Here is a 14,698-nt window from a genome sequence, read left to right as displayed (position 1 = left end):
ACAGGAACTGTCCTGGATCACTGCTGCTCGAGGGAATCGCCGTGCCGACCGTCGGTTGTCGTGACCGCCACACCATGTGACCTCGGGGCCACGCTGCTCCCGGCGGGCCGAACCCCCCGACGGCTGATCCGTCGGGACGGACACCGCACTACGGGCGCCTCACCGCCAGCCGGAACGTCCACCAGCAGAACGCCGCGACGCCCACCGCGACCACCGGAAGGCTCTGCCCGGCGTCGCCCACCCAGAGCGCGAGCAGTGCGATCGGTTGCGCCATGACCTGGACGCGAAGGAAGGACCGCACGAGTTCGCGCACCGCAGCCACGCTGACCCACCCCCGCAGCGGAAGATGCAGGAGCAGGACGTACAGCACGAACACGGCATGGAGCCCGGCCACGAAGACCAGGAGCCACGGCGACCCGGCAGGCATGTTCACCGCGTACGCCACCACCAGGAGCAGCAGGGAGACGAAGACCAGACCGATCGACGGGAGTACAGCGGCGGCCGCCGCCACCGCGACAGGAACGACGACCCACACGGACCCGTTCCACACCACGATGCCGAGCAGGACCGCGGTGAGCGCCGTCGCCGCCCGCACCACGGTCAACGGGATGAGACCGCCGCGGTCGGGCACGGCGGCGACCCCTGCTCCTCGCGCCGCGGGGAACAGCCTCATGGGGTCGTCCCATCGTCCGCGCGTCCGGGTCTTCGGGCAGCGCCCTGCGCAGCGCCGCCGCCGTGTCGACCCGACTGCCTGGCCATCAGGCGGAGGCCGGTCTCGAGGTCCGGTCCGCCCCTGTCCGGGAGGTGTGCGTCCGCCGCAACGCCCACGACCGCCGAAGCACCGGAAAAGACCGGGATGCCCTCCTTCCCCAGGTCCTCGAGGAGCAGGTGACGCCGGAGCAGCGTGAGCTGCACGGCCTGGGTCTGAGCCGTCGTCGTCGCGTCGTGGACAAGCGGCGGCACGCAGTCGACGCCGGCGACGAGATGGCCCTGAGCGTGCCAGAGGCGGAGCAGGCGCGCAGGCTCGGCATCGAGGAACGCCGAGAACACCACGACCACGGAGCCCTGCGGCGGCACGGGATCCCGGCCTCGTCGTCGTCGCGGGACCACGGACGTCCCTGCCAGCCGCACGCGGATCTGCTCGAGGTGCCGGGCTCCACCGGCCGAGCGCAGCGCCCGCCGCGTGCCCGACAGGTCGTCGAGACCCACCCGGTCACCGCCCGCGACGAACGACGCCGCCACCGTCGTCGCCGCCGCCCGTGCCGTATGGAGGGATCCGGCGGAGAGGCGCGGTCCCGCGGTGAACCAGTCGGCGGTCGACGACGGCAGGTCGTGCGCCTGGTCGACCACGAGGAGGACGGACGCCTCCGCGTCGGCGAAGGAGCGTCGCACCATGAGCCTGTCCTGGTCCGCCGAGCGGCGCGCGGTGGCACGCCAGTCGATACGCCGTAGGGCGTCGCCGGGCTGCAGCGGCGCGATCGATCGCAGCTCCCCGCCGTCGCCCGCGCGCCTGGATGCATGGGTGCCAGCGAGGCCCACGAGCCGTCGCGAGACGGGACGCGCAAGGGGCTCGCCGATCGGCGGGAGGATGCTGACGCGGACGGGCGGGGCGGGCGCGAAGGGCGAGGACACCGCGAGGTCCGCGGTGAAGCCCGCGGCCCCGTAGGACAGGACGTCCGCCTCACCCGAGAGCGGTGCACGCACCAGCAGCGGACACTCCTCGTCGGACCTCAGGACGAGGGCGTCCGGCGGACACCCGGGAGCGGCCAGGGTGGTGGCGACGAGGCCGCCCGACGGCCCGCCGCCGGCTGCCGGCGGTGCGAGCAGCAGGCGGAGGCGGGAGCCCTGCGTCCGTGGATCGGTGGAGATCCGCACGGGAGGCTCCTCCCCGCCTCCGGGCGCGGCACGGCCGGCGAGCGCGAGCAGGGCGAACGGTGCTGCAAGGGCGACGGCGTCGGGCCGACCGGCGACGAGTCCCGCGACGATGCACACGAGCGCCAGGATGAGCGCCAGGGCCTCGACGGGGGACCGGCCGGTCCCGGCCCTAGCCACGGGGCACGGTCGACGGCGTGGGCACCTCGGCCAGCACGTCCCGCACCACCCTCTCCGGGGCCACCCCCTGCGCCCACGACGACGGCGTGAGGGTGAGCCGGTGGGCGAGGACCGCCACCGCGCCCTCCTTCACGTCCTCGGGGAGGACGAAGGTGCGGCCGTCGAGGACCGCGAGGGCCCGGCCGAGGAGGACCAGCGCCTGGGACCCGCGCGGTGAGGCGCCGACCTCGACGGCGGGATGACTGCGGGTGGCGGCGGTGAGCCGCACCGCGTAGTCGATGACGTCGTCGTCGACGCCCACGGACTCCACCGCGGCCTGCAGGCGCAGCAGGCCCTGCGCCGTGGTGACGCTCTCCACCCGGGTCTCGTCCCGCCGCCGGCCGAGGCGCCGCGCGATGATGTCCTGCTCGCCGCCCGGGCCGGGATACCCGAACCGCAGGCGGACCAGGAAGCGGTCCAGCTGAGCCTCCGGCAGGGGATACGTGCCCTCGAACTCGACCGGGTTCGACGTCGCGAACACGTGGAAGGGACGCTGCAGCGGCAGGGTGGCGCCCTCCGCCGACACCTGCGCCTCCGCCATCGCCTCCAGCAGCGCTGACTGCGTCTTCGGGGAGGTCCTGTTGATCTCGTCGGCGAGGAACAGCCCCGCGAAGATCGGCCCCGGCTTGAACTCGAACGTCCGCGTCGCCGGATCGAAGATGGAGGACCCCGTGACATCCGAGGGCAGGAGGTCCGGCGTGAACTGCAGGCGGCGGAAGTCGAGGCCGAGCGCCTGCGCGAGGGTCTTGGCCGCGAGGGTCTTCCCGAGCCCCGGGAGGTCCTCGAAGAGCACGTGGCCGCCGGCGAGGACGGCCGCGAGCGCCAGGCGCAGGGCCTGCTCTGCGCCGACGACGACGGTGCCCGTGCGGGCGAGGATCTCCCGGCCCACGCGGGCCGCGTCCTCGGGGCCGAGGTCCGGGAAGGATGGGGCTGAAGGCCCGTCGACGTCGGCGGCGGTCATGGGATCTCCTGGTGGTGTGCGGTCGGTGCTGCGGAGGGGTCCATCGCGGGCCGTGCCGCGGGAGAGCCCGCGGCGGGCGCCGGTCGGACGAGCCGTTCGAGTTCGTCGACGAGGGAGCGGAGCTCGCGGGAGGTCGGCGCGAGGGGTCGGGACCGCGCGGCGAAGGCGACGAGGGCATCGCTCCGTGGAGCGTGCGGACGTGCCGCTGCGACCATCTCGGCGAGGGCATGCACCTCGAGGACGGCGCGGGCGCCGGGGTCGGTCGATGCCAGCGAGAACTCGAGGGACTGCAGGTCGGCGATCCCCAGGACGGGATCGGGGAGCGGGGGGAGGGCGACCCGCCGGACGTCCACGGCCTCGAGGAGCCCGTTCGCCACGCCGGCGGCGAGCGCCGCCCCGACGAGCGCGACGGCGTGGCGGCTGTCGAGGCCGAAGAACCATCCCGCGGCGACGGCGAGCCCCACCAGGACCGCCGTGATGGCCCACGCCGAGCGCTTCATCCCGCGCCCGCTGCCGTGCGACGGGCGCGGAGGGCCGCCGCGAGCTCCCCGACGGCGGCGGTCGCGAGGTCCCGGTCGCCGTCGTCGAGCGGCAGCGGGGTGCCGGCCCGGCCGAAGCGGGCCCGCTGGTACAGGCGCGTGAGGGTCGCCAGCGGCCGGACGGGCAGACCGAGGGCGGCGGCAGCGGCGGTCGCGAAGTCCGTCGTCGTCTGTGCCGGTGTCCGCCCTGTGCCCGCCGCGGTGCAGAGCTGCTCGAAGGCGAGCCAGCACCGGATGACGGCGTCGGAGGTGTCCGTCCCCTCCGCCAGGAGTGCGTGCGAGTCCGCCGTCCAGGCGGGGAGGGCGTCGGAGGCGAGTGCGGGGAGGTCCTGCCGCTGCAGGTCCGTGCGTTCGAGCGGGCCCTCCTCGACCGTCCGTCGGGTGCGGAGCCGGAGCAGGAACCTCACCAGGAGCGCGAGCCCTGCGGTCACCAGGAGAAGCAGGGCCGCCACGGCCCAGTCCCCGCCGATCTCGAGGCGCTCGCCGTCGGGCAGTGGTTCGGAGGTGGCCGGGGCCGTCGGGGCGGGCGTGCGCTCCTGCCCGACGGCGGAGGACGGATCCACCACGGGGTCCGCCGAGAAATCACCCATGAAGCCTGCGGCGAGCACCGCGAGGACGAGCATGAGCACGGTCAGGAGGGAGGCGGGGGCGCCGAGGCGGAACCTGCCCTTCGTCCCCACGCTTCCCCCGCCGGTCGGTGCCAGTGCGGCCCGCGGGGCCGCGTCCTGTGGAGCCTACCAAAAGCAGAACCGCCGCCGGCCTGGTGGCCGACGGCGGTGGACTCTGCGTGAGTCTCGGGTGCCCTCGATAGGATTCGAACCTACGACCTTCTGCTCCGGAGGCAGACGCTCTATCCCCTGAGCTACGAAGGCGAACACGGGGATGACCGTGCCCGTTAGGGACTCGTCGAGCTTAGCAGGTGCCGGTCGGGTGGGTGAAACGCCGGGCCCCCGATCCGGGGCGTCAGTAGCCGAGGAAGGCGTCCGTCCGCACCCGCGACACCCCGGCCGAGCGCACCGTGGAACGGAAGTCCCCGATGAACCGCGGCGATCCCGAGACGAGCACGGTCCGCCCGGGAAGATCCGGCACCGCGGCGAGGAGGTCCTCCGCCGTCGGTTCCGACCCCGCGTGCACCCACCCCTCGGGCAGTGGGGGCACATCGGCTCCCGCGGGCAGGAAGAGCACCACGCGCGTCCCCAGGTCGGACAGCTCGTCGCGGAACGCGATCTCCTGCGCGCCCCTGACCACGTAGACGAGGACGACGTCGCGCTCCTCGCCCCGCGCGGCGAGATCCCGCAGCTGGCTGATGAACGGTGTCACGCCGATGCCGCCGGCGGCGAGCAGCAGGGGGACGGACGGGTCGCGCGGCAGGCAGAAATCACCCCCGACCACCGTGCCCGTGACGCGGGCGTCCTTCGGCAGGTCGAGCAGGGCCTTCTTGAAGGAGCTCCCCGCCTCCGTGGTGCGCAGCCCGAAGGTGACGGCGTCATGCTGCTGGGGCGCGGAGGTGATGCTGAAGACCCTGCGGCTGCCGCGGCTGTCAGCACCGCGGTGCGGCATGCTCAGCTCCATGTACTGGCCGGCGCGGAACCGCACGGGCCTGGCCGGCGCGAAGACGAGCTCGGTGCTGGTGGGCGTGAGCTGCCGAGAGCCCGTGAACGCCAGCCGCACGCCCCGCCGCTGGCCCATCAGGAAGGCCACGGTGTTGCCGATGACCAGCGCGAACTCGGGGCCGAGGAACACCGGACCCACCGACAGCTGGAGCGCGAACACCCCGGCCACGATGGCGGCGAAGAGCCACTGCTGCCACCGCAGCGGGGGGAGGGTGAGCGGCTCGGTCATCATGAAGCCGAGCAGGAACAGGACGGGGTAGGAGGCCAGCACGAGCTGCAGCCCGGCGACGGCCGTCATGCCGCCCTGCACCAGGCCGACCAGCAGGATGCCGAGGGCCACGACGAGGAACACCGCGGCCATCGACAGCTTCCGCGTCCGGTACAGGAGCAGGGCGGCCCCCACGGCGACGACGGGCAGCATGTACGGGTTGGCGACCCACCAGGCGGCCGCGCCGACGCCGAGCAGGGTGGCGACGACGGCGCCCGCCGCGGCGGGGTTGACGATGTGGCGTCCCCGGACGGCCAGGAGGAACTTCGAGGCGCCGGCGGCCACGCCGGCGACGAGGATCCCGCCCAGTCCTGCGGCGGTGCTCGACGGGAACAGGATGAGGAACAGGATCAGGCCCGTGATGAGCGAGGACTCGCCGTGCGGCCGCAGCCGCAGGATCAGGGCCATCAGGCGCGTCCCGATGATCGTCCCTCCGACGGCGGCGGCGAGCGTGCCGCCGAGCTCGGCCGGTGTGTAGGCGAGGAGTCCGGCCAGCGACAGGACGAAGGCCTCGGCGCCCAGCACCAGCAGCAGGGCGAGCGTCAGCCGGTACATGGTCATACGGCCCAGCAGGCCGTCGAGTGCTGGAATCATGGGAACAGGGCTCCTGGGAGTGCGGCGGAAGTGCGGGCGCGTCCGTCCGAGTACATCAGGACGTAGTCGAAGTCGAAGACCGGCGCGAGGTCCGCGGGGTCCGCGACGAACAGGGCCGTGCACAGGCCGTCGGCCGTCATGGCGTCACGGGCGAGGACCCACGTCGCGACGACGGTGTCGACGCAGCGCCCCGTCCGCCCGTCGAGGACGTGGTGCAGTCCGTCGCCCCAGACGCGGCGGTTGGACGCGGACGCACACAGCGCCCCGCTCCCCAGGCGCACGGTTCCGATGGCCGACGTCGGATCGTAGGGGTGCTCGAGCGCCACGGTGATGGAGCCTGCCCCCGTGCGCCGCATGTCCCCGCTGGCATCCACGATCGCGTCCTCGTGGCCCCCGGCCACGAGATGGGCCAGCATGAGGTCGACGAGCTGGCCCTTGCCCGCGGCCCCCACGTCGAGGAGGGCCGGCCCGGCCAGGGTGACGCCGTCGGCCGTCCACTCCAGGAGCCCGTCCCACGCGCGGGCGGGTGCGGGCTCCTGCGTGGGGACGAAGGAGTACCCGGCGTCGTACCCCTGCGCAGCGAGGCGCTCGCCGACCAGTGGCGAGACCCCACCGCCGGTGAGGTCGTGGAGGGTCCGCAGGAGCCGGCCGAGCGCCGCTCCGTGTCCGGGCAGCGCGAGGAACCCTCCCGACACCGCGAGCGCCGTGATGCCCGAGTCCTCGCGGAAGCGCGAGTACAGCGCGTCGTACTCCTCGGCGAGGCGCAGGAGCCCGTCCCGTTCCCCCCGTGCGAGGGGCGCGCTCGTGTCGACGCGCCAGCGGGTGCCGATCGCGTCGAAGCCGAAGGAGTCCGCCACGTGCGATCCGCCTACAGCCGGGCTTCGCTCTTGATCTTGTCCGTCGCCTCGTTGAAGCCGCCGCTGGTCAGCGAGGAGCCGGCCACCTTGTCGACGGAGAGCTCGTCGAGCTTCCGGCCCACGATGGTGTCCGAGATCCCGCCGGCGAACCGTCCCTGGTACGTCTCGGTGGTCGGGTTGCTCGGCATCGGCTCCACCTCCACGGCGGTGACGACGTCGGCCTCGAGCGTGAGTGTCACCCCGACCTCCTCCCTGCCGGCGGGGGACTGGTACGTGCCGGTCTCGGTGTAGGTGCCGTCCTCGTAGGACTGGTCGGCCGCGGCGTCGCCTGCCCCGGCGGCGGCCGGCGTCTCCGCCGGGGCCGATGCCGCCTGCGACTCCGCGGCCGGTGATTCGGCGGTCGGTGATTCGGCGGCCGGCGATTCGACCGTCGGGGTCTCGGCCTCCGCGCCCGCGCAGCCGGCCGCGCCGAGGATCGAGACGGCGGCGAGCGCTGTCAGGACACGCCGGGGCAGGGCACCCGGTGCGCGTCCGATGGCGGCCGCGGGGAGGTCGGTCGTGCGAGGGGTCACTGGGTGCTCCTGGAGGTCGCCGGGGACCGGGCGGAGGGGGTCCGCACCGAGGGAAGGTTGAAGCTCGAACCAACATGCCTGCACTGTCCAACGTCCCACTGCCTCATTCGTTGCCTGCAGCGCGTCGGACTGTCGCGGGAATCCTATCGGGGTGCCCGGGTGGACCGGCTCCGGCTTGAGCCGCGTCACGGAAAGCAGGGCGCGGAGGTCCCCGCCGCTATGCTGGACGGGTGACTCCCGAAGAACTCTCTGCAGCTATCTCCGCCTGCCTGAAGGCCGCCGTCGAGACCGGCGACCTGCACATCGACCTCCCCTCCGAGGTGCGGGTGGAGCGACCGAAGAACCGGGAGCACGGCGACTGGGCCACGAACATCGCCCTCCAGCTGGGCAAGAAGGCGGGCATGAACCCGCGCGAGTTCGCCCAGCTGCTCAGCGACCGCCTCGCGGGCATCGACGGCGTCAAGAGCGTCGACATCGCAGGTCCCGGCTTCCTGAACATCACGCTCGACGCCGGCGCCGCCGGTGAGCTGGCGCGCACCATCGTCGAGGCGGGCCCCGCCTACGGCACCAACGACGCGCTCGCCGGCCACACCATCAACATGGAGTTCGTGTCCGCCAACCCGACGGGCCCGCTGCACCTGGCCCACACGCGGTGGGCCGCCCTCGGCGACTCCATCGCCCGCGTCCTGCGGGCCAGCGGCGCGCAGGTGACGGCCGAGTACTACATCAACGACGCCGGGACGCAGATGGACAACTTCGCGGCCTCCGTCCTCGCGACCCTGAAGGGCCGCCCCACGCCCGAGGGCGGCTACCCCGGCGAGTACATCGCCGACCTCGGCCGCACGGTGCTGGCCGCCCGCCCCGATGTCGCGGAGCTCGACGACGACGCCGCGCTCCCGATCGTCCGGACGCTCGCCTACGAGGCGCAGATGGCCGACATCAAGGAGACGCTCGCCGACTTCGGCGTGCACTTCGACGTGTTCTTCTCCGAGTCGGCCCTGCACGACGGCGGCGCCGTGGAGCAGGCCGTCGACCGCCTGCGGGACCAGGGCCACGTCTTCGACCTCGACGGAGCGGTGTGGCTGCGCACCACCGACTTCGGTGACGACAAGGACCGCGTCCTCATCAGGGCCAACGGCGAACCCACGTACTTCGCCTCCGACGCCGCCTACTACCTCTCCAAGAAGGACCGCGGCTTCCCCGAGAAGATCTACCTGCTCGGTGCCGACCACCACGGCTACATCGGCCGCCTCAAGGCCATCGCCGCGTGCGCGGGTGACGACATGGACCGGAACATCCAGATCCTCATCGGCCAGATGGTGTCCGTGAACGGCGCCCGGCTCTCGAAGCGTGCCGGCAACATCATCGAGCTGCGCGACCTGCTGGACTGGCTCGGCGCGGACGCGCTGCGCTACTCGCTGGGACGTTCCCCGGCGGATTCGGCGATGTCGATCGAGCCGGAGCTGCTGAAGAAGAACACCAACGAGAACCCCGTGTTCTACGTGCAGTACGCGCATGCCAGGACGCACGCCGTCGCCCGCAACGCCGTCTCGGCGGGCGTGGACACCAGCGGCTTCGACGCCGCGTCGCTGGCCCATCCCACGGAGGGGGAGCTGCTGGCCGCCCTCGGCCAGTTCCCCGGTGTCGTCGCGCAGTCGGCCACGTTCCGCGAGCCGCACCGCGTGGCCCGCCACCTGGAGGTCGTCGCGGGGACCTACCACCGCTGGTACGACGCCTGCCGTGTCGCACCGCTCGGTGAGGCACCCGTCGAGGACGTGCACCGCTCGCGCCTGTGGCTGAACAACGCCACGCAGCAGGTCCTGGCGAACGGGCTGGACCTCCTCGGCGTGTCCGCGCCGGAGCGGATGTAGCCATGACGACGACACGCCCCGCAGGGGCCTCGCCGCTGGCACCGGAGTGGCTGTCCGTCCCCGCCGACCCGACCCGCCTGGATGCGAAGCTGTGGGCCGAGGATGTGGAGCGCGGGACCGACGGCGTCCTGCGGATCGACGGCGTCTCCGTGGACAGCCTCGCGCAGGAGTACGGCACGCCGCTCTTCGTCGTGTCGGAGCGGGACTTCCGCACGCGCGCGTCGACGTTCCGTGACGCCTTCGACGAGGCCTTCGCCGAGCTGTGCGGCGGAGTGGACGTGTTCTACGCGGGCAAGTCCTTCCTGTGCACCGAGGTGGCGCACTGGGTGCGCGAGGAGGGCCTCGGGCTGGACACGTGCTCGGGCGGTGAGCTCGCCGTCGCCCTGCGCGCCGGACTGCCGGGCTCGAGACTGGGACTGCACGGCAACAACAAGTCCGCCGCGGAGATCGTCCGGGCCATCGACGCGGATCTCGGCCGGATCGTCGTGGACAGCATCCAGGAGGTCACGCTCGTCGGTGATCTCGCCGTACAGCGCGGCCGTACCGCCAACGTCATGCTCCGCCTGACGCCCGGTGTCCACGCCTCCACGCACGAGTTCATCGCGACCGCCCACGAGGACCAGAAGTTCGGTCTGTCGCTGACCACCGACCAGGGACCGGGCCAGGACGAGGACGAGAGCGACGGCACCTCGTCGCCGGCCGCACGCGCCGTCGCGGACGCGCTGGCACACCCGGGCATCAACCTGCTCGGCGTGCACTGCCACATCGGGTCGCAGATCTTCGAGCCGGAGGGCTTCGAGCTCGCCGCGCGGCGGCTGCTCGGCTTCCTCGCCGGCGTCCGCGACCGGCACGGCGTCGAACTGCCCGAGCTCGATCTCGGCGGCGGCTACGGCATCGCCTACACCGAGGCCGACGAACCGCGCCCCGCAGCGGAGATCGCCCGTGCCATGGCCGCCGTCGTCGGGTCGACGTGCCGGGAGCTGGGACTGGCCGTGCCCCGCATCTCGATCGAGCCCGGCCGAGCCATCGTGGGTCCCACCACGTTCACCCTCTACACCGCCGGGACCACCAAGACGGTACGCGTCGACGCCGCGGCCGACGGCTCCGAGGTCCTCGAGGACACCTCCGTTACGCACCCCCGGCGTTATGTGTCGGTGGACGGCGGGATGAGCGACAACCCCCGTCCGGTGCTCTACGGCGCGGATTACTCGGCCGTCCTGGCATCCCGCACCCCCGATGCCGACCCGGTGCTCTCGCGCGTGGTTGGGAAACACTGCGAGAGCGGTGACATCGTGGTGAGGGACGTCTACCTCCCCGAGGACACCGGAGCCGGTGACCTCCTCGCCGTCCCGGGCACCGGCGCCTACTGCTGGGTGCTCGCGAGCAACTACAACTACCTGACGCGTCCGCCCGTCGTGGCGGTCGCGAACGGCGTCGCACGGCTGATCGTGCGCGGCGAGACCGAGGAGGACCTGTTCCGCAGGGACGTCCAGCGCGAGCCCGCCTCGCCAGGAACTGCAGTGCCCGCCACGGATCCAGGAGCCCCACGGACAGCATGAACTCACCAGCCACACCCCCCGTACGCGCGCTGCGCGTAGCCCTGCTCGGCTGCGGCAACGTCGGTTCGCAGGTAGCCCGCATCCTCCTCGAGGACGCCGAGAACCTCGGCCGCCGCGCCGGCGCGCCGCTCGAACTCACCGGCGTCGCCGTCCGCACCCTCGACGCCCCGCGCGAGGTGGAGCTCCCGGCGGGACTTCTCACCACGGACGCCGAGGCGCTCGTGGAGGACGCCGACATCGTGATCGAGCTCATGGGCGGGATCGAGCCGGCCAAGTCGCTCATCCTCCGCGCGATCGGGCACGGCGCCACCGTGGTCAGCGGCAACAAGGCGCTCTTCGCGCTGGACGGCCCCGAGCTCTACGAGCAGGCCGACGCCGCCGGGGTGCAGCTGTCCTACGAGGCAGCGGTGGCGGGCGCCATCCCGATCCTCCGTCCCATCCGCGACAGCCTCTCCGGTGACCGCATCACGCGCGTGCTGGGGATCGTCAACGGCACCACCAACTACATCCTCGACCAGATGGACTCCACGGGCGCCTCGTTCGCCGATGCGCTGAAGGCCGCCCAGGACCTCGGCTACGCGGAGGCGGACCCGACGGCCGACGTCGAGGGGCACGATGCCGCCGCGAAGGCCGCCATCCTCGCCTCGCTGTCCTTCCATACCCGCTTCGCGCTCGACAACGTCCACTGCGAGGGCATCACCTCGGTCACCGCCGACGACATCGCGGCCGCCGCGGAGGACGGCTACGTCATCAAGCTGCTGGCCATCGCGGAGATGCTCACCGACGAGGCGGGTGCTGCAGGCGTGGGCGTCCGCGTGCACCCCACGCTCCTGCCGCGCTCCCACCCGCTGGCCGCCGTCCGCGGTGCGTTCAACGCCGTCTTCATCGAGGCGGAGAACGCCGGCGAACTCATGTTCTACGGCCAGGGCGCGGGAGGCACGCCGACCGCGTCCGCCGTGCTGGGCGACGTCGTCAGCGCCGCCCGCCGCATGGTCCTCGGTGGTCCCGGCCGCACCGAGACCACCACGGGCCACGTGCCGCCGCTGAGCATCGACACCGTCCGGACGAGCTACTGCATCGGCCTCGAGGTCGCCGACCAGCCCGGCGTCCTCGCGCGCATCGCGCAGATCTTCGCCGAGAACGGCGTGTCCATCGAGACCATGCGCCAGCGCATCCACCAGGGCGGGCCCGACGGCGGCACCACCGCCGAGCTGCGGATCGTCACGCACCGCGCACCCGAGGCGGCCCTTGCCGCGACCGTCAAGCACATCGCGGCACTCGACGTCATCACCGCCGTCTCGTCCGTGCTCCGAGTAGAGGGAATCTAAGTGGCCCACCAGTGGCGCGGAGTCATCCGCGAATACGCCGACCGACTGCCCGTCACCGAGGCCACCGAGGTCATCACCCTCGGTGAGGGTGGCACGCCCCTCGTGTACGCCCGGCACCTGTCCGAGCTGACCGGATCCGCCGTCCACCTCAAGGTCGAGGGCATGAACCCCACGGGATCCTTCAAGGACCGGGGCATGACCATGGCGATGACCGCCGCCGTCGCCGCCGGGGCCAAGGCCGTGGTCTGCGCGTCCACCGGCAACACCTCTGCCTCCGCCGCGGCCTACGCGACGCAGGCGGGCATCACCTGCGCGGTGCTGGTGCCGGACGGCAAGATCTCCATGGGCAAGCTGAGCCAGGCCATCGCGCACGGCGCACAGCTGCTGCAGGTCAACGGCAATTTCGACAACTGCCTCGACGTGGCCCGCAAGCTCGCCGAGGCCTACCCCGTGTTCCTCGTCAACTCGGTGAACCCGGCGCGCCTCGAGGGCCAGAAGACGGCGGCCTTCGAGGTCGTCGACGCCCTGGGCGACGCCCCCGACTACCACCTCATGCCCGTCGGCAACGCCGGGAACATCAGCGCGTACTGGAAGGGCTACAGGGAGTACGCGGCGCCCTACGCCTCGATGCACTCCGGCGAGCTGCCCGCCGTCGCCACGCGCACGCCCGTCATGTGGGGCTTCCAGGCCGAGGGCGCCTCGCCGCTCGTCAAGGGCCACCCGATCACCGAGCCCGACACCATCGCGACCGCCATCCGCATCGGCAACCCCGCCTCCTGGGACCTCGCCGTCGCCGCGCGCGACGACTCCGGCGGACTCATCGAGGCCGTGACGGACGAGGAGATCCTCGACGCGCACCGCTGGCTGTCCTCGCGGGAGGGCGTGTTCGTGGAACCGGCCTCCGCCGCGGGTGTCGCGGGGCTCCTCAAGAAGCACGCGCAGGGTCTCGTGCCCGCCGGCAAGACGATCGTCATCACCGTCACCGGTCACGGCCTGAAGGACCCGCAGTGGGCACTGCGCATGGCGGACGGTTCGGACGTGGAGCCCACGAAGGTCGAGTTCGACGTCGTGAGCGTCGCGGCGGCGCTCGGACTCGAGGACTGACGTGGCCGGCCTGCACGCAGCCCCGGCCACCTCGGACGTGCTCGACCTCCCCGGCGTCGAGGCCGGGCAGGACGTCCTGGTCACGGTACCCGCCACGAGCGCGAACCTCGGGCCGGGCTTCGACACGCTCGGCCTCGCACTGACCCTGCAGGACACCGTGAGGGTGCGCACGACGACGTCGGGGACCACCGTGGTCCGGGCCACGGGGGAGGGCGTGGCCGGACTCCCGACCGACGAGCGGCACCTCGTGGCGAAGTCGCTGATCAGCACGCTGCACCACGCCGGACGGCGTGCGTCCGGGCTCGAACTCGACACCGTCAACGTCATCCCGCACGGTCGCGGCATGGGCTCCTCCGCCGCGGCGATCGTGGCCGGCGTGCTCGCGGCGAACGCCCTGCTGCCCGAGCGCGAGCGGCTCGACGCTGCGCACCTGCTGCAGTGGGCGGCGTCGATCGAGGGCCACCCGGACAACGTGGCGCCTGCCCTCGCCGGGTCCCTCGCCATCTCGTGGGAGAGCGGCCACGCCTACCGCAGCACGCGCGTCGAGGTCCACCCCGACGTCGTCCCCGTTCTCGCGGTCCCCGACCTCGCTCTGTCCACGGACAGCGCCCGCGCGCTCCTGCCGCCGTCGGTCTCCCACCGCAGCGCCGCCGCCAACGCCGGCCGTGCTGCCCTCCTGGTCCACGCGCTGGGGCAGGACCCGTCCCTCCTGTTCGCCGCCACGCAGGATGCGCTCCACCAGGACTTCCGCGCGCAGGCCATGCTGCCGAGCGCGACGCTCATGCGCGGACTGCGGGCGGCCGGTTTCGCCAGCACCATCTCGGGCGCCGGCCCGAGCGTGCTGACCCTCGCCGTCGGCGAGGCCGGCGCGAGCGCCGCGGAGGACGCCGTGCGGGAGCTCCTGGGACAGGGCGACACGCCGCAGGACTGGCGCGTCCTCAGGCTCGCTGTGGCGCGGGAAGGTGCTAAAGTAGGAGTGCACCAAGGGTAGGTACCGCCGGGCGCACCATGCGCCCATCGGCACCAGTGTGTCTTCCAGCAAGGACCGTGTCGTTCAGCTGACACCGTGTCTCCCAACAGGCATCTCGTGCTTCTGTTGAATTCGCCGTCCTCTTCTCTAGACCGCCGCGAAACTGCGGGTCCCACCCGCACCAGCAATCCCCGGGTGCAGCCTCCGACATCATCTTTGTGCGTGCGGATCAACCTCCCGCAGATCGACGACCTCAGGCTTCCAGCACACCCAGGCCGCGCCGGATCACCTCCGGACGGACTGAACCCCGCCTGCTTCACATGCGGCACGGGGCAAACCACCGCGGACCACCGATCAGGTGGCCGCCCGAC

The 14,698-nt window shown here is 72.6% G+C and carries 13 protein-coding genes and 1 tRNA gene; 5 read left to right on the top strand and 9 right to left on the bottom strand.

The features are described 5' to 3' along the window. Window positions 1-148 precede the first annotated feature (148 nt). From ACX80N_RS12035 to ACX80N_RS11995, 9 genes are all read right to left on the bottom strand, one after another. Window positions 149-673: a hypothetical protein gene (locus tag ACX80N_RS12035; protein WP_459339574.1), complete on the bottom strand. Its 525-nt coding sequence runs from the start codon at window positions 671-673 to the stop codon at window positions 149-151. Continuing rightward, window positions 670-2,052, bottom strand: a complete 1,383-nt coding sequence (locus ACX80N_RS12030; RefSeq protein ID WP_459339573.1) for a DUF58 domain-containing protein — start codon at window positions 2,050-2,052, stop codon at window positions 670-672. The genes ACX80N_RS12035 and ACX80N_RS12030 overlap by 4 nt, the downstream gene beginning before the upstream one ends. After that, on the bottom strand, window positions 2,045-3,052 hold the full coding sequence (locus ACX80N_RS12025) for an AAA family ATPase (protein ID WP_459339572.1): 1,008 nt from the start codon (window positions 3,050-3,052) through the stop codon (window positions 2,045-2,047). Before ACX80N_RS12025 ends, ACX80N_RS12030 begins: the two co-directional genes overlap by 8 nt. Further along, window positions 3,049-3,552, bottom strand: coding sequence for a hypothetical protein (locus ACX80N_RS12020; RefSeq protein ID WP_459339571.1), 504 nt, complete (start codon window positions 3,550-3,552; stop codon window positions 3,049-3,051). The genes ACX80N_RS12025 and ACX80N_RS12020 overlap by 4 nt, the downstream gene beginning before the upstream one ends. Further along, window positions 3,549-4,271: a DUF4129 domain-containing protein gene (locus ACX80N_RS12015; protein WP_459339570.1), complete on the bottom strand. Its 723-nt coding sequence runs from the start codon at window positions 4,269-4,271 to the stop codon at window positions 3,549-3,551. The genes ACX80N_RS12020 and ACX80N_RS12015 overlap by 4 nt, the downstream gene beginning before the upstream one ends. A gap of 119 nt (window positions 4,272-4,390) precedes the next feature. Then, a tRNA-Arg gene (locus tag ACX80N_RS12010) sits at window positions 4,391-4,463 on the bottom strand. A gap of 91 nt (window positions 4,464-4,554) precedes the next feature. Continuing rightward, window positions 4,555-6,066 carry an FAD-dependent oxidoreductase gene (locus ACX80N_RS12005; protein ID WP_459339569.1) on the bottom strand — a complete coding sequence of 504 codons (1,512 nt, stop codon included), beginning with the start codon at window positions 6,064-6,066 and terminating at the stop codon, window positions 4,555-4,557. Continuing rightward, window positions 6,063-6,923, bottom strand: coding sequence for an FAD:protein FMN transferase (locus ACX80N_RS12000; protein WP_459339568.1), 861 nt, complete (start codon window positions 6,921-6,923; stop codon window positions 6,063-6,065). The genes ACX80N_RS12005 and ACX80N_RS12000 overlap by 4 nt, the downstream gene beginning before the upstream one ends. An 11-nt stretch (window positions 6,924-6,934) precedes the next feature. Then, window positions 6,935-7,495 carry a hypothetical protein gene (locus tag ACX80N_RS11995; protein WP_459339567.1) on the bottom strand — a complete coding sequence of 187 codons (561 nt, stop codon included), beginning with the start codon at window positions 7,493-7,495 and terminating at the stop codon, window positions 6,935-6,937. A gap of 230 nt (window positions 7,496-7,725) precedes the next feature. On the opposite strand from ACX80N_RS11995, the gene argS reads away from it, so the two are divergent. Genes argS through thrB form a run of 5 tightly spaced genes read left to right on the top strand, consistent with a single transcriptional unit; the run spans window position 7,726 to window position 14,348 of the window. Beyond that, a complete protein-coding gene (gene argS, locus ACX80N_RS11990) occupies window positions 7,726-9,366 on the top strand; it encodes an arginine--tRNA ligase (RefSeq protein WP_459339566.1) in 1,641 nt (546 codons plus the stop codon). A gap of 2 nt (window positions 9,367-9,368) precedes the next feature. Then, a complete protein-coding gene (gene lysA / locus ACX80N_RS11985) occupies window positions 9,369-10,925 on the top strand; it encodes a diaminopimelate decarboxylase (protein ID WP_459339565.1) in 1,557 nt (518 codons plus the stop codon). Further along, complete coding sequence (locus ACX80N_RS11980) at window positions 10,922-12,253, top strand: homoserine dehydrogenase (protein ID WP_105030990.1); 1,332 nt, start codon at window positions 10,922-10,924, stop codon at window positions 12,251-12,253. The genes lysA and ACX80N_RS11980 overlap by 4 nt, the downstream gene beginning before the upstream one ends. Further along, window positions 12,254-13,357 carry a threonine synthase gene (gene thrC / locus ACX80N_RS11975; RefSeq protein WP_459339564.1) on the top strand — a complete coding sequence of 368 codons (1,104 nt, stop codon included), beginning with the start codon at window positions 12,254-12,256 and terminating at the stop codon, window positions 13,355-13,357. Window position 13,358: 1 nt separating this feature from the next. Beyond that, window positions 13,359-14,348 carry a homoserine kinase gene (thrB, locus tag ACX80N_RS11970; RefSeq protein ID WP_459339563.1) on the top strand — a complete coding sequence of 330 codons (990 nt, stop codon included), beginning with the start codon at window positions 13,359-13,361 and terminating at the stop codon, window positions 14,346-14,348. Window positions 14,349-14,698: the final 350 nt, after the last annotated feature.

The organism is Arthrobacter sp. MDT2-16, from assembly GCF_054510925.1.
This window is presented reverse-complemented; position numbering and strand designations above follow the sequence as displayed.